Below are 19,212 nucleotides of genomic sequence, written 5' to 3'. Positions count from 1 at the left end.
CCGACTCGTCCCTTCCTGGGACTCGCTGGGTTGAATAGCGTCATCTGCTCCTGCAGATGACGCTAACAAAAAACTAACTTGAATAATCCATGAAAGTAGTCATAATGAACCAATGGAATCTAGTATCATGGCCTCTTTCTTTATTGCTTTAATCTCAGTTGTAAATCCTATTGGTGCCCTGCCAATGTTTATGTCATTGACTCAAAACTTGTCTGAGACACAAAGAAGAAGCATGGTTCGAGTTTGCTCGATTGCTGTTTTTGTCACACTTGTAGTTTCTCTTTTTATTGGAGAAAAAATTCTTAGCTTCTTTGGAATTTCGATTGCCTCATTTACAGTTGGTGGAGGGATTCTTATTTTTTCCATGGCAACTTCCATGATCAATGCCAAAGATGTTGAATCAAAGCTAACACAAGATGAAATTGATGATGATGAAATCCGTGAGATAGGAATTGTCCCCTTGGCCATTCCTCTGCTAGCAGGTCCAGGAGCTATTTCAACGACAATTATCTACGCGCAAAAATTAGATTCTCCAATTGACTGGGCCCTTAGTATTCCAATTATCTTTGTTAGTGTCCTAGCTATTTATGTTGTTCTTATTAATGCAAATCGTATTAGTCAAAAAGTAGGAACGCTTGGAGTAAACGTAACAACACGAATTATGGGGCTAATTCTACTGGCCATGTCAATTCAGATGATCACTCATGGACTTTCAAATATTCTCCCTATCTTAAAAGCAAAGCTCTAGCTCGATAAATAACACAGAGCGCTCCCCTTTCTTGACCGACTTATTCTAATTCTTTAGAATTAAACTTCATGTTTATTATTAAGTATTTACTCCCACTATTCTTAACTTTTACCAGTGTCCTTGGAGCTAATCACGACACTATCGAAAAGAAATGGTTATCACTATCTAAAGAGTTCAACTTAAATCCAAATGAGCACGGTTTTTGTTATATGTACCAAGGTGAAATCTTTGGAACAACAGCACACTTAAAAAGCCGACTTGCCTCAACGACAAAGCCCATAACTTCACTAATGGCACTCGAAACTCTAGGGCCAAATTTTCAATATGAAACAAAAGTGATTTCTGATGGAGAAAATATCCATCTTGAAGGAGCAAATGATGGAATGTTTAGTGAAGAAAAAATCTTCTACTTAATCGCTGCCCTCAATGCAAATGGAATCGTTAAACTCAACACCATAAGCTTTGATGCTAATACTCCTATTTTTGCAATTGCCCTAAGGCCTTATATGAGTATGAGCGAAGCCTGGTATTCGAAAGAATATAACATCGAACAGCTTAAAGAATACTTTAACCTTGATAACAATAAGAAAATAAAAACAAGACTTAAAGAGTTTTTAAAAAATACCAAAGAAGAAAGACTTAAAGAACTAGGTCTTCCTTTAAAAGTATCGGCCTATAGAATGACTGTCGATAATGTTGTGTATTCCGCAGCGAATCCTATTAAAGACATCAAAAAAACTTACTTAGTTCAATCTCCTAAGCTTCTAACTTATCTAAAGTTTCAAAACTCAGTTTCTCACAATTGGCTCTCTGACATAACTTATAAAAGTTATGGAGCTCAAGAATACTCAAAGTGGTATCTTCAAAATCTTATTGAAGAAAAACTTGGTAATGATTACTTTCAAAAAAGAATTGGGTTTAACGATACTGAAGAAAATACTTATCTTTATACAGGATCAGGCCTGGATTCAAAAATAGATGGGAAGCGCGTCGACAACTATGCAACTTGCGCTATTGTAATTAGCTCTTACCAGGAACTAGAAAATAACTTGAATCAAAGTGGCCATAAGCTTGAACAAGTCCTACCTATTGCAGGAATTGATATTGGGACTCTATCGAAAAGATTAAACTCTCAAAGAAACTTAGGCTCTATCCTTGCAAAGACAGGCACTCTTATGAATACCAAGTCTTTGGCAGGTAAATTGTCGACAAAGTCAGGAGCGATCTACTTCGGCTTTTTTCATCAAGTCTTTAAATCAAATGGACAAGATCAGTACAATGCTAAGATAGTTCAAGATCTTATGACAGAGTTTTTGATTGAAGAATTCGCTGGTGCAAAGAAAATAACAAACTACACCAAACCACAATCTTTCCTGCCTCTAGAAGGACCAATAGAAGAGTTATAAATGAACAAATCAGTTATCCCCATCGTCGTAATACTTTTGGCCCTTGCTACTTATATCTCAAAAGAGAGCACACAGTCTGTTCAAAACAAATACGATGAACCGGCCCCGATAAACGCAATTGAATCACAAATCGTTCACAAAAGAGCAGCTCTTGCACGAAAAACTCCAACGGCCTTGAAAGAAAACAAAGAAGCTAATCACATCCTAATGGCCGCACTTGCAGATGAGCGCGAGGATTTGGTTATAGAAGCTCTAAACAAAGGAGCAAACCCAAATATCATCTTTAACAATAGACGTTTTACAATGGCGATGGACAAGAGCTTAAATTGTAACCCCACTGTTCTAAAAGCTCTTATTGATGCAGGAGCAGATCTAAAGATAAAAGACACTCACGGAAGAAGCGCTCTTGACTATGCAAAAAGAAATGGCAATGAAGATTGTATCAAAATTCTAAACGACTCAGGTGCGATCTAAAGAAAAAAATTGGGCCTTGGTTTTTACTTTAAAGAAGAAAAGATAGGATTTTAGAACAAGAGAAAAAAACAGATTCCTGTTTTTCAGCATGGCCGGTAGAAGTGTTATTGGGACTCTTTTTAAAGAACCAAGGCCGTCCAACCATTGATACTATTAATAAAGCAATGATCGTGCCAACTTTTGAACAATATCCAAAGACATCAATTTCAATAAAATCAGACACTTATTACTGGAGTAAAAAGGTCACTGAGGTCAAAATGAACTCGTTACAGTAAATACAAAAGAGCCCAAAGTGCACACTGCGCCGCATCGTTCGTATATCTTTTAAATAAAGAATTAAGATAGAAATTTTGTTAGAACAGGTTCTAATTTTGAAATAATCGGGGCCGCTTCTTCTGAAAATGGAGATAAAGAAAATCGAATAACATTAGTTGCTGCCTCATCACTGAGTTCATATGCCTTTGCAACTCGTGAAGGTTTAATGATTCCAGATGCACAAGCAGAACCACTAGAAGCACAGATTCCGGCCATATCTAGGGCCATCATAACAGTATTAATATTCTTATCATGGACACTAAAGAAAATAGTTGTCGCATTTCTCTTCTTTGCCTTGGCACCGATAAGAGTAATTCTTTCACCAAATTTTTCAAGAAGCCACGCTTCAAGCTCATCTTTTACTTTTTGAGCTCGCTCAATATTTAAGTGTGACAGATTGTAATCAAGAGCGAGATTAATTGTATGAACACTAAAAGCATTCTCAGTTCCTGAGCGCATTGCCTTTTGCTGACCACCACCACGAATAAGTGGAGTCCAACTCGCATCCTTTGAAACAAGTGTAAAGCCTACACCTTTAAGAGCACCAAATTTGTGTCCAGAAAAAGTATAGTAATCAAGTCCTAGGGTAAGCTCATTCCAATCTTTGATTTTTCCAACAACTTGTACACAATCAACATGAACACAAGCGCCTGTCTCATCTTTGATTTTTAAAACATCGGCCAGATCCCACACGACACCATTCTCATTATTCACATAAGTGAAATTAATGAGCTTCTCTCCTTCAAGCTCGTTTAGAGCTTGTATTACTTCTTGTCTATCAAAGTCACCTCCATGTGTTTTTAACACGTGAAAAGTACCACCAAGAAGCTCTACATGTTCTCTTTGATTCACCATACTCGAATGATCAACATCAAAGCAGAATACGTGGAATTTTGATTTAAGCTTTAGAGCATTAAAGCAAAAACCTTTTACTACACTATTGATTGCCTCTGTGGCACCTGAGTGAAAAAAAACATCGTAGCTTGTCGCATTGAAAGTATCTTGAATCTTTTTGATTGTTTGATTAATGAGAGATTTTGACTTCTTTCCTACCTGGTGAATCGAAGCTGGATTACCAAAGTAGACGGCCCCCTCGCAAAGCCAATCTTGGACTGGTTTAACTAAGGGGGCCGTAGCATTATAATCTAAGTAGAGATAATTATTGATTAATTTCACCTAAACCTGATCTGATTCCTGAAGCGTACTCGCTAAATGCACTTTCATTTGAAGTGTTTTGAGTAGCTGCTTCTACTGTTTGAGTAGCTTGTTCATTAGAAGCTTCTTCACCTCTAACTTCTGACTCAACTTCACCAGATTTTCTTACAAGGTCACCTAAAGAAGTAGTTGTTAGGTATTCGCTCATAATGAAACCAAGGTTTTGAAAGTAATTCTTAGACAGGTGGAATTCAACAGTGCTAGCTTGCTCTGCTTCTGTTCCTAGGATGTCTTTTGCTGGGTTGATATTTTCACCAACACATTCAAGTACATCTTTAATTGTAATTTCTTCCATCGAACGAGCAAGAACATAACCACCACCTGGTCCTCTTACTGACTTAACAGCTTGGCCATTTCTAAGCTTTCTGAAAAGTTGCTCAAGGTAGTGAAGTGAAATGTTTTGTCTTTCTGAAATTTCCTGAAGTCTTACAGGGTTTCCGTTGCTGTGAGTAGTTAGGTCAAGCATTGCTCTAACTGCGTAGCGTCCTTTCGAAGTGAGTCTCATTGGTCTTCCTCCATAAATCCAAATGTTAAATAAAAAAATAGTTTTAAACTTAAAGCAAATAAATTGTGTGCTAATTTAGGACTCGCATTCCGTGCTATCCTTTCTGTTGAAAGATTTATTCCGTTAAAATCTTTCTTCCTAAATATTATGTCAGCCCACAAGTCTTAAAGTCAACTTGATTTAATCAATTATTATAAAAAAATATTTTTTCTTTACTGGAGACAATGCTGGAGCACATAATATCAATAATATCTATATGTTAGGGAATTATTCAACTGCGATGACAAGATATGCCAAACAGAGTTAATCGGTTATTTCTGCCCACTTGTTAGAAGATGTTAAAAAATAATTTTCTTCAAAAAATAATTACGAGATGCACTTTCTTCATCATCTTTCTTGTCATTGGCCTCAATGCTTAGTTGAAAATAATTGAAGTCATCAGAAAGTTCACGGTAAATATCTCTGATATAGTCCTTGCCCCACTCAACAAGAAAGTATTTTTTCTCATCGAGGTACATTGCAAGTTCAAGATGAATGATCTCTTCTGGCGAATCAAGACGATAGAAGTCTGCATGGACAACATCGCCGCAATCATTGATAAGGGAATATGTTGGAGAACCTGACTTGTCTTCACCTAAGAAGACATTAGTGAATGTTGTCTTTCCCGCGCCAACTGCTCCATCTAAAATCACAACAGATGGCTCATTTAACGACTCTTTTAGTTCGACAATAATATTTGAAATATCACTTTGGTATACTTTTTTCCAATGCCTAACATCTTGATAGTCAAACAACAGGTGCTCCTTAGAATTAATTGCTTAGATATTTATTTTCCACGATAAAAATCAATTAGCAATCAAAGGCAAACCATACCTTACTTAACTGGATGGTTTCTAAACAAATTTAACATATCTCTAGTCACATTAGAGATTCCACTAAATACAGCTTGAGACACAATCCAGTGACCAATATTATATTCAGCAAAAAGACCTTGCTCAAGAAGAGGTCTTACACTCTCCATTGTTAATCCGTGGCCAGCATGGAAAGCAACACCTGTCCCCTCTAGAACTTTAAAACAATCAACATAGTTATTAAGATGAGGATTAAGATCTCCTTCTTTTAGGAAGTCGATAGCATAAGCTCCCGTATGAATTTCAACAGCATCTGCTTTTAATTCGATGGCCTTCTTCATTACATCTGTCGAGGCTTCAACAAAAAGAGAGATTTTTGTTTTTGGAGAATGCTCTCTTAGGTATGACATAGTTTGTGATACTTTATCAAAATTAGCTGCAGAAAGATCTAGTCCACCTTCTGTTGTCTTCTCTTCTCTTTTTTCTGGAACAAGACAGATCCAATCTGGTTTAAAATCAGCTGCAATTTCAACAATCTCTTTAGCACAGCCAATTTCAAGATTTAATGGTTTTTCAAAACGCTTTGTTACGGCCATAACACTTGTTAAGTCCGTATCTTGAATATGTCTTCTGTCTTCACGTAAGTGAATAGTAATTTGATCAGCACCGGCCATTAAAACATCTTGAGCGGCGTTTGCAACACTTGGGTAGCCTTCATCTCTTTGTTGTCTAAGAGTTGCTACGTGGTCAATATTTACACCAAGTCTTGGAATCATTTTATCAGTCATTATGCAATTTCCTTTTTAAGAGCGCTCACAAGACGATCACAAACTGTATTGATCTTATCTTCACAACGTCCTTCAACCATAACACGTGCTAGAGGTTCAGTTCCTGAGTATCGGAAAATCACACGTCCTTCTTCACCTAATTCTTCTTCACAGGCCTTAAGTTCTGCTGCAAATGTAGGCATTTCTTCAACCTTCTTCTTTTGAGAAACAGATACGTTCTTTAAAACTTGTGGATATAATTCTACTTCTTGAGACAGTTCATTAATTGATTTCTTAAAGAAATAAGTGGCCTCAATTGACTTAAGAGCTGCAAGAGTCCCGTCTCCAGTAGTTGCATGCTCTAGAAAAATAATATGCCCAGATGGTTCACCACCAAGAAGAGCATTTTCACTTCTCATATACTCCATAATATAGCGATCACCAACTGCTGTACGATGAAATTTAAGACCTAACTTCTTAAGGTAGTTCTCAAGCCCAAGGTTAGACATAATCGTTCCAACAACAGTGTCACCTTTTTTAAGCTTGCCTTGCTCAAGTAAAAGCTTCGCAAAAATTCCAATCAGCTTATCACCTTTAATAAGTCCACCGTCTTTATCTATTACTTGAATACGATCAGCATCACCATCAAGACAAAAGCCCATATCTGCACGAAGCTTTACTACTTCTTGACTTGCAAGAGCAGGGTGTAAGCTTCCACAATTTAAATTAATATTTTGGCCATTTGGATTTACACCTAATGGAAAAACTTCTGCACCTAACTCACTCATGACAAGAGGAGCAACTTTATAGCTAGCACCATTTGCACAATCCACAACCACACGCATACCACTTAGGTCACACTCTTCATCAATTGCTGACTTAACGTGAACAACGTAGCGGCCTTCAACACCTTCAAGTCTTTTTGCACGACCGATTTCGGCACCAACTTTTGGTGGAATAAGTTTAGGATTAAGAACTAACTCTTCAAGCTCTAACTCAACTTCGTCTGGAAGCTTGAATCCGTGGGCATCAAATAACTTAATACCATTATCATCGTAATCATTATGTGAAGCTGAAATCATAACACCAGCATCCGCTCTCATAGAAGTTGTCACAAAAGCAACACCAGGAGTTGGAAGAGGTCCAGTAAAAATCACTCGTCCACCTTGAGATAATACACCTGCCGAAAAAGCTTGCTCAATCATATAACAGCTTAGTCTTGTATCTTTACCAACGATAATTAGAGGTGTTTTCTTATTCTTATTCTTTTTTTGAAAATAGAAAGTTACTGCACGTCCAAGTGCTGTCGCAATTTCAGGAACCATTGGATAAATATTTGCTTTACCTCTAATTCCATCAGTTCCAAATAGTTTTCTTTCAGTCATTATCTACTCACTTTAATTATTTCTGGATGAATTTTTAATAAATGAACGTCCTCAGGAAGCTCGGCCCTTAGACGAATATCTGCACTTCTTCCCATATCAGAAGGAATTTCTGCATAAACCTTAACTTCGCTTGCCTTTATATCATCTCTACCAGTAGTTAGTACATCTAAAGAGACCTTTCTTATGCGAGAACGAAATTTCATATTAGGCGCAATAAATAAAATTGGGATATTCTTTAACGTGAGATTAGCTTTTTGTGGCCTAATATCATACTTAAACGAAAGAGTGTCATTCTCACCGTAACGAAGAAACTCTGGAAGATCTTCAAGTTGAATCGGAACTTCCCCCTGACCAGATAACTCCGATAGATCAATTAGGCGTGTTTTCACCTGCCCCACATTTCTCATGATATCACGTGCTCCCTCAATCTTAACTTGATTACGACTAAGAGATGAAGAAATGAGCTTTAATTCCTTAGGTAAGTTATTCATGTAATTTACCTTAATAGGAACATTCTTATAAATTAATTTATCTAGCTTGATGGCTATATGCTTTGGCTTAATATCCACAACCTCAACACCAAAAGGAACAATTAAATCCGTTTCGCTAATCGAATATTTTACTTGTTTCGTTGTGCGATTAACTTTCATTTTCTTAAGGTCAACTTGAAGCTTCAAGTGATCATCGCCATGAAAGTCTTTTAGGAATGCACGAGCTCCCTTTAATGTCACATGAATTTCGTGAGCAGACACTGAAGTAACATCCATACTTGTTGCTGGAAGTACTTCTAGGTTATAGATTCTTTCAGTTGTAATTGGCTCCGAGTTTACAACATAGAACCAAAGAAAAATTGCAAGAATAATACTCAGTAGAGTTAGTAGCTGATTTTGAATTAATTCAAATAAATTATTGCTTTTAATTTTCTTTAACATCTTATACCTGCCCTACGATTTGAGATTGTAGATCAAGTCTCTTGCCTGCCCACGCCTTCTTAAGCATCATACGTAGCTCATTCTCGTTATGAGAATAGAAGAACTGGCCATTAATACACAGTTTAATCTTTCCGGTTTCTTCACTTACAATTATAACAATGGCATCTGATACTTCTGAAACACCAAGAGCTGCACGGTGGCGAGTTCCGAAGTGGCGATCAATTTCAATATTCTTAGACAATGGCAAGAAACAACCTGCGGCCAGAAGTTTTCCATCTCTTAAAATAATGGCACCATCATGAAGAGGCGAAATTGTTTGGAAGATAGAATAGATTAAGTCTGAATGAATCGTTGCATCGATAATTGTTCCAGTATCGATATAGTTTTGTAGACCGTTTTTTCTTTCAATGACAAGAAGAGCACCTGTTCTCTCTTTAGAAAGGGCCGTTACACTCTTAATTACCTCTTCGATGTCATAGTTAACAGGAGAGCGATCAAAGAAGTTAAACATCTTTCTTCCCGTACCAACTGTTGCAAGAGCAGCACGAAGCTGGTCTTGAAAGATAACGATGAAAATAATGAAGATATAATCAAAGAAGTGCTCAAGGATCCAATTTACCGTGTAGAGATTGTACTTAATCCCAAGAGTATAGAGGATAGCGAGAAAAACCATACCAAGTAATACCTGAATGGCCCTTGTCCCTTTTACGATCTTTAGAACCTGATAGATCATCAGGGCGACAATGCCCATGTCGAAAAAATCTTTAATGCTTAATTGCTTTAGAAGCGTTGAAAATAATGTCATAATATATAAACTGCTAAATATTTAAAATGTTAGGAGTTTAATGATGCCTATAAAAACGCAGATAGTAAACACATCAGGTGAAGGCTTTTACGACATAACGGCCCAGATGCGACAATGCTTAGAAGAACTCAACCCTAGTGATGAAGATGGTATCCTAGTGTGTCAAATACAACACACCAGTGCTGCGCTATGTATAAACGAGGCTTTTGACCCAAGTGCAAAAGTTGATATGGAAAACTTCCTCAAACATCTGGCCCCAAGAAGCCTCTCTTTTATCACTCATACAGCTGAAGGGCCTGATGACTCACCTTCTCACATGAAGTCAATTCTTATGCAAACTTCCCTTACGATGATTATTGAAAATGGTGAACTTGATATTGGCCGATGGTCTGGAATTTATCTTTGTGAATTCAGAGATGCTCCTCATACGAGGAAAGTGAAAGTTAAATTTATTGCAGGGTAAGCGCAAAAAGACAAAGGCCTCAAAAATGAGGCCCAAGCACTATATAGTTTTGTTTGTGTTTTATTAAATCAAATAGTTTAATGAATTATTTTGTTGATTCGTAGATTGCTTTGAATCCGTCGAAATCTCTTGCAGCGATTTCAGCAAGCATCTTTCTGTTGATTTCAACATTGTTCTTCTTAAGCTGTCCCATGAACTTTGAATAAGAAGTACCAAGAAGCTTAGCAGCTGCAGAAATACGTACGATCCAAAGTCTTCTCATATCTCTTTTAAGAAGTCTTCTACCGATGTATCTGTAGTGTAATGCTCTTTTTACTGTTTCAGAAGCGTGATAGTACTTTTGTCTTCTAGAAAAGTGAAACCCTTTTGCTAGTTTTAAGACTTTATTTCTTCTCGCTCTTGCTTTAAAACCTCTTCTAACTCTAGACATAATTTACTCCATTTTTTTGACGTTTGGGGACCAAGCTAATGGTTCTTTCGTTCTTTCCCAAAAATCAGGTTAAAAAAACAATTTTGTCGATTTAAAGTTTCGACCAACTCAATCTTTTTTTTGAATCGCTTGCGCTAATTAAGCGTAAGGTAGACATCTCTTTACACGAGCAACATCTGAAGCGTGTACGTAGTCAGTTTTACCTGCTCTCTTCTTCGCATCAGTTGGCTTCTTTTCAAGAATGTGTCTTAGGTTAGCTCTTTTTCTTTTGAACTTACCGTTACCTACTGGCTTAAATCTTTTAGCAACAGCTCTTCTAGTCTTCATTTTTGGCATTTTTTACTCCTTGAATTTTACTCACTCGAAAGCAAGTTGAGAATTCAACAAAATACAACAAAACTATAAGTGCATATTTTTAACAGCTTCAAGCTATTAATGCAAAGGATTATTTAAAATAAGTGAAAAAATATCGGGTACTTAGACAGAATAAATGGAATGTGCCTGAAGTAATATCAGGCACTTATAAAAGAATTATTATTTTTTCTTTCCTGGAGCGACGATTGTGATAATTCTATTACCCATCATCTTAATTGGAGACTCAATAACTCCATCAGCTTCTTCGCATACGCCATTAAGAATCGCTTCAAATTTCTCTTTTCCCATGTCCTTATAGGCCATTTCACGACCTCTAAATTGCATAACAAATTTAACCTTGTCACCACCCTCTAAGAACTTATAGGCTCTCTTAAGTTTAGTCTCAAGATCGTGTGCTTCAATATTTGGACGAAGTTGAATTTCTTTTAGCTGAACCTTGGCCTGCTTCTTCTTAGCTTCTGCAGCTTTCTTTTGAAGAGCATATTTATACTTTCCGTAGTCCATTAGCTTTACAACTGGTGGTTTAGCTGTTGGAGCAATCTCAATTAAGTCGACACCAAGTTCTTCCGCAATCTCACGTGCTCTATCAATTGATACAACTCCGTACTGCTCTTCATCACTCATTAATCGACATTCAGAAATTCTAATTTGCTCGTTAATTCTTGGGCCTCTTTCTTTTTTAACCCTTCCACCTTTAAAATTGTTGCTAATAAATCACCTCCGGAAATAAACCAATTATTAGCGAATTAGTTATTTTCAATAATTTCAATTCTAATATCTAGCTATTAGGATTGCAAACATAACAAAAAATATACCCACAGTATACATTATTGAATGAGATATTTCTCATAAAATGACAGATATTGCCCGCCGTGAGACGTAATTCTTATAAAATACTCTTCAGATAAGCAAAGATCAGTATATAAATTCTTAATTCTTTCGAATTCCTTTAGTTTTTCGATACCAAACTCAGTACTCTCAACTTCACCAGAGTGAAGATCAAAGCTTTCTAGATATTTATCTTTAAGATTACCTATCATTGGAACACCAACACGAAAGTTTTTAAGCTCTTTATCAGCAAAAACAAAGATCTCGTCACTTTTGAAATGAATCAGCTGTCCATGAACAATTAGTGCCATCAGCTTTGCAGCAGATGAAAATAATTTCGTAAAATCTTCTTCCCACGGACCGATTGCAAGTCTAATATTTCCAACTTTTCTCTTGTTTATTTTATTTCTCATCTTCTAATCCTTATGACCTTCATCATCTGGCTCCATGTGGATCAGTATATCGATATCGCGACAATAATCCTTTAGCATCAACCTAAGTCGATCTTCTACTGTGTGAGCTATATCATGGGCCTGACTCAGCGATAAGTCAGGTTCGAGTAACAAGTGAAAATCAATTTGCATCCACGTAGAATTTCCACGTGCTCGAAAATTGTGAATATCTCGAACATATTTAATATCCTCAAGTGAAGAAATGTACTTATCTTTTAATATAGGAGCTACATCTAAAAGGTCATTTAAATTTTCTAAAGTTATTTGAATACCAAGGTAAATCAAATATAAAATAATCAATCCACCGACAATATAGTCAATAATGTAAATTTTAAAATATGCAGCAATAATTGATATGAGAACACCAAAGCTGATAATCATATCGCCAAAGGTGTGATTACTATCTGCAGTTAATATTTGAGAATTAAGCTCACGCCCTTTTCTACCTTCGTAGGTCGAAACTCCAAAACTCATTGCCATTGAAATAAGAATTGATAAAACAGGAACAAGTCCGAATTGTCCGTACTTAGTTTGTGTACCAAGAATAAGATCATGGTAATCAAGCCCTAATTTAATTGCAGAGCCAAAAAGCATGAAAGCAATGATTAATGCCCCAATATTTTCAAATTTATGGTGGCCATAATTATGTCTGCGATCTCGTGGTTTTGAAGCAAGTGCTATAGTCACGATGCCTAGGAGATTTGAAGTTCCATCAAAGATAGATTCAATACCTGAAGAACGTAGAGATATAAAATTAAACTCGATTCCAGCAAGAATCTTAATTAGAGCGACAATTAAATTTAAAAAGAAAGTAATAATTAAAACCTTCTTTATTTCTTTTTCTCTCTTAGATAGCTCTAAATGCAAAAGATCTCCTATTTAGACAACTTTAAAATTTAATTTTAGTTGGTCTTTCAATGTCTTTTCTGTTGATTCAATAAAATCATCAAGTTTTGTTCTATCAGCAATTACATAAGAATTATCTTCGTAACCAAGAACACCAATTTGCTCAAAATAAGTCAGAGCAGTTTTCATAAGCTCAACATTCTGACTTTCCGCAAAGCGGATAATGCGCTGACTTTGAATCTCGGCCTTAAATACTTCAACAAAACGCTTCATATAGTCTGCCGACTTAAAGTGATCCACACCATCTTTTTGAAAACTCTCAAGTGTTAGTGCTGATACAAAATAAGCTTCGTTAATATAAGTTAGGCTTCGAGCAAAAAGGCTAAGCTTTGAAGCAACTTCATATAGGTCTTTATTTGTGAATTCGATGGCATCCTGGAGATTTGTAATATCTCTGCCAACGGCGTTACTTAAAATGCGTAATGTCTTTGCATAGTATTCTTTGACAGTTGGAAGATAGAATTCCATCTTAAGCATATCTCGTTGTTTAACAAAGAATGCTTTAAGATCATCAACATTATCAATTTCGCCGCTGAAGACATTAAACCACGCTAGTGAAATCGTCCAAGGAATGATGAAATGATGAACAATCGTATTTTTAAAGAATAAAAGTTCGCCGCGACAATTCTTTTTAATCGCATAAAAAAGAGATGTTCCTTCACTTTGTCCAATAACATCAACTTTATTATTACCAATAAGAATATCCATAGCGCGACCTATAGAATCTTCTAATTTATTTGCCTTTAGACCTTCCGTAAAAGGAATATCATAACGCTTACAATATTCTAAAATAGCTTGTGCTTTTAAAATAATATCATTCCACTTTAAGGCACCACTTGGCTCATCAAGTAAGATTAAAACCAAGAGATTCGTTGGTGTGATTACCATTTGGTCACCAACACTTCTGAAACACTTGAAAGCAAGCTCTCTCACGTTAACTTTGTTTTCATGCTCATCATCAAGTTTATGTGCATATTGTGGTTTTCCAAGAGAGATATGAATTTTTCCAAACTGATAGGCCATAAGTTTAAAAAGACCAAAAAGTTGCCCTGTTGATTCCTTAACCTTTTTGCCACCCATCATCTCTTTAGCTAATGCTTTTTGTTCCGGTACATATTCATGTGCGATACTTACAGGAACGAAGGCAAGACCTTTTTCTTTCGCATCTGGAAGATGCGAGTGGGCCTCAAGTAGCATTTGATATAGCCCATACTTTGGAGGTCTAAGTTTTCCAGATCTTGTTCTTCCACCTTCAAAGAAGAATTCGATGGGCTCCTTACGCTTTAACAACGCAAAGAGATACGCTTCCATTGTGAACTTGTAGAGAATGTCGTTTTGAAAACTTCTTCTAATGAAGAAGCAACCTGACTTTCTAAAAATCTTTCCAATTGGGAAAATATTTAAGTTATCACCACCAGCAACATAGAGCATTCGTTTATATTCTTTAAAGAATTTATAATTGATAGCAATGTAGTCAGCGTGAGATTGGTGATTGGGAACTAGAACAACACTGGCCTCTTCTAAGAGTGCCTTAAGGTCGGTTCCATTTTCATTGAAACTCACCCCATCGTATAAACGAGGAAGAGTTGCATCGAAAAACTTGGCCATCGACTTTAGGTAAGATGGAGAATAATCTGCTCGCATTTCATTAAAGTTAGCAACAACCTTCTTCTTAGTTTGTTCAGGGTTATCACTTTCTTCAATTCTTTTAATAAGTTTTGGATAACTTAATAAATCGTCAAGAATAGTATTTTCCATAATCGATGACCTTATCGTCTTTTTTAAATTTATTAGTGTTTACCGTGTGGTTTACTTTCGGCCATACCAGATGAAGACATTTCCATAAATAGTGCTGCTTCACTCATGTTTGCAAGTTTATCAACACCTAGGTAAGTCATTCCAGATCGAATACCACCAGTTAATTCATTGATAATATTTTCAACTGGTCCCTTACAAGGAATCATTGTATCAACACCTTCTGCGGCCATGCCTTTAGGAAGCTCTCCACGCCATGAAACTTGAGCGGCCTTAGACGCCATCCCACGATATTCTTTCATACCACCCTTAACTTCACCTGGAGTTTCAAGTGCACCAGATAAGAGAGATCCGGCCATACATGAGCTAGCTCCAGCGCAAAGGGCCTTTACCATGTCACCTGAGTTCTTAAGTCCACCATCGGCAATAACAGGTATTCCCGCTTTTTGGGCCTCAGCAACACACATTGCAACAGCTGTTAACTGAGGAACACCATGTCCTGTGATGATTCTTGTTGTACACATACTTCCTGGTCCAATACCAACCTTTACAGCATCTGCACCCTTATCAATCATGCGTTTAACACCATCTGGAGTCGCAACGTTACCAGCGATAACGTCAATTTGAGGATAGTTCTTTTTAATATACTCAAGAACCTCCATCATCATAATAGAGTCACCATGAGCGATATCAACGGTAAGAATTTCAACACCAAGTGCAGCTAAAAGATCTGCTCTTTTCATCCCCTCTTCCTTAACACCAACAGAAGCAGCAATAGGTAGAGTAATCGAGTGTTCCTTAAAATATTTTTGGATCGCTTTTACATCCTCAACTTGTTGTTCAGGTGACATAAAGCGATGAAGAATTCCAACACCACCAAGACGAGCAATTTCCATGGCCATCTCTGGCCCAGTAATTGTGTCCATATTGGCCGCAATAATTGGAATATCAATAGTATGATTCTTAGTAATTTTTGTTTTTAAATCAGTATGTCTTCGAGAAGAGATTTCAGAATATCTCGGAACTAATAAAACATCGTCAAAAGTAAGACCTTTACCACGACTTAGAATACCATTTGATTTGAATGTTAAATCCATTACTCTCCCCTGAAATTAGAAACTTGTGTGTGTTATAACGAGCAAATAATAACATTGTCGAAATAACACGCACAAGGTAATTTTTAGAGTTTATGTCTTGGATTTATTTGAAGGTGTACAGACGAAATCGCGATGAAATAAATGCGATAAAATCTTCGTCCTGTGTCATATTTCCAAATACTGCTGAATAAGCAGATCCTAGATCAAATCGTTGAGAAATTTGCCCACGAGAATCGATATAGTATACAGTTTTTCCAACTGTCGTTACAACAAGTCCATCTTTCCAAGCAGCTAGAGAAGAGATTGCAACATCATCAACCTTAACTCTTTTAACTTCATTAAAAGTTGAATCGATATAAACGACTTCACCATTAACACTACCGAAAGCAGCAAGCTTTCCACCATCAATTAGAACGCCTTTACGATTAGACTGAAAACTTAGCTTCTTAAAAAGAACCCCAGATTTCTGATCAATAACTTCCATTTTATCGTCAACAGATCCTACAATAATTTTGGAATTAAAGATTGTTGGCCTCATATCGACATCAACAAATTTCTGTCCAGTACTCATACGTCTTTCCCAAAGAACTTGTCCTTCTTCTAGTGAGAAACAAATGAAGTAGCCGTCAGCAAAGCCTGCATAAACCTTGTTACCAGAAATTAAAGCAGTCGATGTTCTTTGTACTGTTGAGTAGTAAGGAACAGATCTTTTATAAGACCAAATGACTCTCCCAGTATAGGCATCAATATTAAATAGCTTATGATTTCTTGTATGGATAAAGAGTCTTCCGTTATGAACAATTGGAGTTGAGTCAACACCTGCGTCTAAGTCAAACTCGTATGCCAACTCACCTTTGTTTAGATCGTAAGCATAAACACGGCCTGTATTGTCTCCAAAAATCAAAAGATTCTCGTAAACAATAGGTGCACTTGTCATTTGTCCTTTAATATTTAAAGTCCAAAGGAGTCTACCTGATTCAACATTATATGCATTAAAGTGGCCACGGCCATCAGCTGCAAATAACTGTCCATCATGGATTAAGGGAGATGCTAATGAAATTGGAAGATTTCCACTTTCATATCTTGGCTCTAAATTCTTTGCCCAAGCAAGTGTTAGCGGCTTTTTTTCTAACTTATCAGCAGAAATTTTAGTCTTAACACCATTTAGTGTTGAACAAGAAGTAAGAAGAATGGCCACTGCTGTGGCCGTTAGAATTTTTATCATAGAATTACTTAATTTTTGCTAAATAGCTCTTCGCTAGTGATTTGTAGACGTTTTGAGTAGTTAATGTAAGAACTTTTTCAAAATGAGCTTTGGCCTGTGCCATATCATTTTTAAGAAAGTACATACGTCCTAAGTCTAACTCTACACGTCCCATTGTTAGGTTATTTTCATTATTCTTAAGTTCAGTTAATGAAGCAATTGCACCATCAATATCATTTAAGTCTTCTTGAACTACGGCCTTTCTTAAGTTTACAAAGTAAGACTGAAGAGAGTTTACCGGCTGCATCTTCGTAAGAACTTCAAATGCAATCTTGTTTTCACCTTTATTTGTAAGGTAATCAACAGCAAGTAAGCTAGTTGCGAAAGAAGCCGAAGTACCTGCAAAGTCATTTAGAAGCAGCCCAAGTTCTGCACTCATTGCACTCGCATCAAGTCCACCTTCTTGATATTTCTTTAATGACCCTTGCTCAAATTGATAAAAAGCAGTTGCGGCCTTTTCATTTGTTTGTGCTTTTGTGTAAGAAAAGATTCCGTATCCACCAATAGCAGCTACAACTAATAGAATCAGTCCTAGAAATAAAGCTTTGTTTTGAGCGATAAACGCTCCAAGCTCAGTTGAATTTAATTCAGAATTAAGGCCTTCATTTGGCGCTACCTGTGTTGTCATCCATTACCCTCTGGTTAAAAATTTTTATCATTTTAATAAAGAACATTGAAAGTTGTCAAAAATACATGAGTATTGTTAAAATATATTTACTCATAATTAGGAAAAAGGAAAATTACGCACCATGAAAAGGATTTCACTAGTAATAGCAGCTTTTATTATCTCACTAAACACTTTCGCTCTAGAGCGTGTTGGACGTCTGGGGATTGGTTTCTCTAATACAGTTAACAATGATATCCCATCGTTGTCGATTAAAGTTCAACGCAGTACAACGTTCGCATATGGCGCGATTTTTGGTGTAAATACGGCGGAAAATGGTGGCTGGCACGGTGGTGTGCGCCTCTACCGCAATATCTTTGATGAACCATACTTAACTTTCTATGCTGTTGGTGCAGCTGTTCTCTTGAATAACAAAACACCGGGACAAGATTCAGATTCAGGTTTTCAAGGAGACCTAGGCTTTGGAACAGAGTTTTCGTTTCAGGGAGTGGATAGCATTGGCCTTAGTGCAGAATTTGGTATTCGCTTTGAGAATATCGACGAGTTTGAAGTGACAACAATGGGTGAACACTTTATCACAGCAGGTTTTCACTTCTACCTATAAAATACGGACAATTTAATGTTTAAAAATAAAATTATTTTCTTCATCACACTTTTTTGCCTGCAAGGCCTATCTCTTGCCCAAGAGGGAATGGTCGGTGCTGATGATGACCTAAATATTGGTGGAGATATCTTCTCTGATTTCAATGAAGACCTTGAAGAATCTCAAATTTATGAAGACGAACGCTATTATAAGTACGGGCGCTTCTTCTCTTTCTCAATGGCAATCGGTTTTACAACTTGGACAGGAAACCGTGGAATGTTATATGAAGACCTACCTCCTACTTTTGGTTTAACAATCCAATATTTTTCTGATTTTCAATCGGCCTGGAATATAGGTTTTGCTTATTCAAAACACAATATTACACTGACGTATCCAACTCAGGGGATCCAGCAATTTCCAACTTCTGTTGATATCTCAATGCTTAGATTTTATTTTGGTTACCGCTATTATATTGATACATCAAATTTAGGAACCGCCATCACTTATTCAAATCCTTACTTAACAGCTCGATTTGAATATTGGTATGAGCAGGAAAAAATCTCAAATCAAGACGGTGAAGTTGAAGACTCTTACGGAGGGGTCGGTATCGCTCTTGGTGGAGGACTTGAATTCCCAATTAAAATAAAAGAATCATACGTAAATGTTGAAGCACTTGTTCACTCAGTTGCTCTTCAAGATGTACGTACAATCAAATATGCCCCAGCAACGAAGGGTGGTCCAGGCGTGAGTGATCTGACTGGTTTTGCATTCACGCTGATGGTTGGATATGTTTGGAATTGGTAGCGCATCCGCTGCAAAATGATTAATAATCATTTTGAGCGGTGCGTGCGCAGTGGTCTGCAATGACGTAGCAACATTAATCTCAACGAGCTTTAGCGAGTTGATGATTGCAAAGCGCAAACTTAATATGCACCATTTTGAGCGGTGCGTGCGCAGTCGTCTGCAATGACGCAGTAACATTAATCTCAACGAGCTTTAGCGAGTTGATGATTGCAAAGCGCAAACTTAAT

At 36.8% G+C, this 19,212-nt stretch carries 22 protein-coding genes; 6 read left to right on the top strand and 16 right to left on the bottom strand.

The window, feature by feature from the left end; translation table 11 throughout:
* The first annotated feature begins 112 nt into the window (after positions 1–112).
* From ACMAYL_RS00735 to ACMAYL_RS00725, 3 genes are all read left to right on the top strand, one after another.
* Complete coding sequence (locus tag ACMAYL_RS00735; protein ID WP_103217083.1) at positions 113–748, top strand: MarC family protein; 636 nt, start codon at positions 113–115, stop codon at positions 746–748.
* A gap of 68 nt (positions 749–816) precedes the next feature.
* Positions 817–2,154, top strand: a complete 1,338-nt coding sequence (locus ACMAYL_RS00730) for a D-alanyl-D-alanine carboxypeptidase (protein ID WP_412469473.1) — start codon at positions 817–819, stop codon at positions 2,152–2,154.
* The gene (locus ACMAYL_RS00725; RefSeq protein WP_412470575.1) at positions 2,155–2,628 is read left to right on the top strand and encodes an ankyrin repeat domain-containing protein; all 474 of its coding nucleotides are present in this window, start codon (positions 2,155–2,157) and stop codon (positions 2,626–2,628) included.
* Positions 2,629–2,964: 336 nt separating this feature from the next.
* Here the strand turns inward: ACMAYL_RS00725 and ACMAYL_RS00720 are convergent, their stop codons facing one another.
* The 7 genes from ACMAYL_RS00720 to cdaA all read right to left on the bottom strand — a co-directional run bounded on the left by ACMAYL_RS00720 (position 2,965) and on the right by cdaA (position 9,403).
* Positions 2,965–4,119 carry a cysteine desulfurase family protein gene (locus ACMAYL_RS00720; RefSeq protein ID WP_412470574.1) on the bottom strand — a complete coding sequence of 385 codons (1,155 nt, stop codon included), beginning with the start codon at positions 4,117–4,119 and terminating at the stop codon, positions 2,965–2,967.
* Positions 4,103–4,663 (bottom strand): Rrf2 family transcriptional regulator, encoded by a 561-nt coding sequence (locus tag ACMAYL_RS00715; RefSeq protein ID WP_392992130.1) that lies wholly within the window; start codon positions 4,661–4,663, stop codon positions 4,103–4,105. Before ACMAYL_RS00715 ends, ACMAYL_RS00720 begins: the two co-directional genes overlap by 17 nt.
* Before the next feature lie 338 nt (positions 4,664–5,001).
* Entirely contained in the window at positions 5,002–5,457 is a 456-nt protein-coding gene (gene tsaE, locus ACMAYL_RS00710) for a tRNA (adenosine(37)-N6)-threonylcarbamoyltransferase complex ATPase subunit type 1 TsaE (RefSeq protein WP_158246807.1), read from the bottom strand.
* Positions 5,458–5,537: 80 nt separating this feature from the next.
* Positions 5,538–6,302 (bottom strand): pyridoxine 5'-phosphate synthase, encoded by a 765-nt coding sequence (locus ACMAYL_RS00705; RefSeq protein ID WP_103217077.1) that lies wholly within the window; start codon positions 6,300–6,302, stop codon positions 5,538–5,540.
* A complete protein-coding gene (gene glmM / locus ACMAYL_RS00700) occupies positions 6,302–7,666 on the bottom strand; it encodes a phosphoglucosamine mutase (protein ID WP_103217076.1) in 1,365 nt (454 codons plus the stop codon). Before glmM ends, ACMAYL_RS00705 begins: the two co-directional genes overlap by 1 nt.
* A complete protein-coding gene (locus tag ACMAYL_RS00695; protein ID WP_103217075.1) occupies positions 7,666–8,598 on the bottom strand; it encodes a YbbR-like domain-containing protein in 933 nt (310 codons plus the stop codon). The genes glmM and ACMAYL_RS00695 overlap by 1 nt, the downstream gene beginning before the upstream one ends.
* 1 nt (position 8,599) lies before the next feature.
* A complete protein-coding gene (cdaA, locus tag ACMAYL_RS00690; RefSeq protein WP_103217074.1) occupies positions 8,600–9,403 on the bottom strand; it encodes a diadenylate cyclase CdaA in 804 nt (267 codons plus the stop codon).
* A 43-nt stretch (positions 9,404–9,446) separates the two neighbouring features.
* On the opposite strand from cdaA, the gene ACMAYL_RS00685 reads away from it, so the two are divergent.
* Positions 9,447–9,866 (top strand): secondary thiamine-phosphate synthase enzyme YjbQ, encoded by a 420-nt coding sequence (locus ACMAYL_RS00685; RefSeq protein ID WP_412469470.1) that lies wholly within the window; start codon positions 9,447–9,449, stop codon positions 9,864–9,866.
* Positions 9,867–9,951: 85 nt separating this feature from the next.
* Here ACMAYL_RS00685 and rplT read toward each other — a convergent pair whose 3' ends face one another.
* From rplT to ACMAYL_RS00640, 9 genes are all read right to left on the bottom strand, one after another.
* A complete protein-coding gene (gene rplT / locus ACMAYL_RS00680) occupies positions 9,952–10,296 on the bottom strand; it encodes a 50S ribosomal protein L20 (protein ID WP_103217072.1) in 345 nt (114 codons plus the stop codon).
* 138 nt (positions 10,297–10,434) lie between these two features.
* Positions 10,435–10,632: a 50S ribosomal protein L35 gene (rpmI, locus tag ACMAYL_RS00675; RefSeq protein WP_021267185.1), complete on the bottom strand. Its 198-nt coding sequence runs from the start codon at positions 10,630–10,632 to the stop codon at positions 10,435–10,437.
* A gap of 198 nt (positions 10,633–10,830) precedes the next feature.
* Positions 10,831–11,382, bottom strand: coding sequence for a translation initiation factor IF-3 (infC, locus tag ACMAYL_RS00670; RefSeq protein ID WP_103217071.1), 552 nt, complete (start codon positions 11,380–11,382; stop codon positions 10,831–10,833).
* A 116-nt stretch (positions 11,383–11,498) separates the two neighbouring features.
* Entirely contained in the window at positions 11,499–11,912 is a 414-nt protein-coding gene (locus ACMAYL_RS00665; protein ID WP_103217070.1) for a hypothetical protein, read from the bottom strand.
* Positions 11,913–11,915: 3 nt separating this feature from the next.
* Positions 11,916–12,818 (bottom strand): cation diffusion facilitator family transporter, encoded by a 903-nt coding sequence (locus ACMAYL_RS00660; RefSeq protein WP_392992134.1) that lies wholly within the window; start codon positions 12,816–12,818, stop codon positions 11,916–11,918.
* A 12-nt stretch (positions 12,819–12,830) separates the two neighbouring features.
* Positions 12,831–14,615: a glycerol-3-phosphate acyltransferase gene (locus tag ACMAYL_RS00655; RefSeq protein WP_103217068.1), complete on the bottom strand. Its 1,785-nt coding sequence runs from the start codon at positions 14,613–14,615 to the stop codon at positions 12,831–12,833.
* A 32-nt stretch (positions 14,616–14,647) separates the two neighbouring features.
* Positions 14,648–15,709: a guanosine monophosphate reductase gene (locus ACMAYL_RS00650; RefSeq protein ID WP_392992136.1), complete on the bottom strand. Its 1,062-nt coding sequence runs from the start codon at positions 15,707–15,709 to the stop codon at positions 14,648–14,650.
* A 103-nt stretch (positions 15,710–15,812) separates the two neighbouring features.
* Positions 15,813–16,934: a PQQ-binding-like beta-propeller repeat protein gene (locus tag ACMAYL_RS00645; protein ID WP_412470573.1), complete on the bottom strand. Its 1,122-nt coding sequence runs from the start codon at positions 16,932–16,934 to the stop codon at positions 15,813–15,815.
* Positions 16,935–16,938: 4 nt separating this feature from the next.
* A complete protein-coding gene (locus tag ACMAYL_RS00640) occupies positions 16,939–17,601 on the bottom strand; it encodes a YfgM family protein (RefSeq protein WP_103217065.1) in 663 nt (220 codons plus the stop codon).
* Positions 17,602–17,722: 121 nt separating this feature from the next.
* Here ACMAYL_RS00640 and ACMAYL_RS00635 point away from each other — a divergent pair, with 121 nt between their 5' ends.
* Both ACMAYL_RS00635 and ACMAYL_RS00630 read left to right on the top strand, forming a co-directional pair.
* On the top strand, positions 17,723–18,202 hold the full coding sequence (locus ACMAYL_RS00635; protein ID WP_103217064.1) for a hypothetical protein: 480 nt from the start codon (positions 17,723–17,725) through the stop codon (positions 18,200–18,202).
* Between the two features lie 15 nt (positions 18,203–18,217).
* On the top strand, positions 18,218–18,985 hold the full coding sequence (locus ACMAYL_RS00630) for a hypothetical protein (protein WP_103217063.1): 768 nt from the start codon (positions 18,218–18,220) through the stop codon (positions 18,983–18,985).
* Positions 18,986–19,212 lie beyond the last annotated feature (227 nt).

It is taken from the genome of Halobacteriovorax sp. RT-2-4, from assembly GCF_047085445.1.
Lineage (GTDB): Bacteria > Bdellovibrionota > Bacteriovoracia > Bacteriovoracales > Bacteriovoracaceae > Halobacteriovorax_A.
This window is presented reverse-complemented; position numbering and strand designations above follow the sequence as displayed.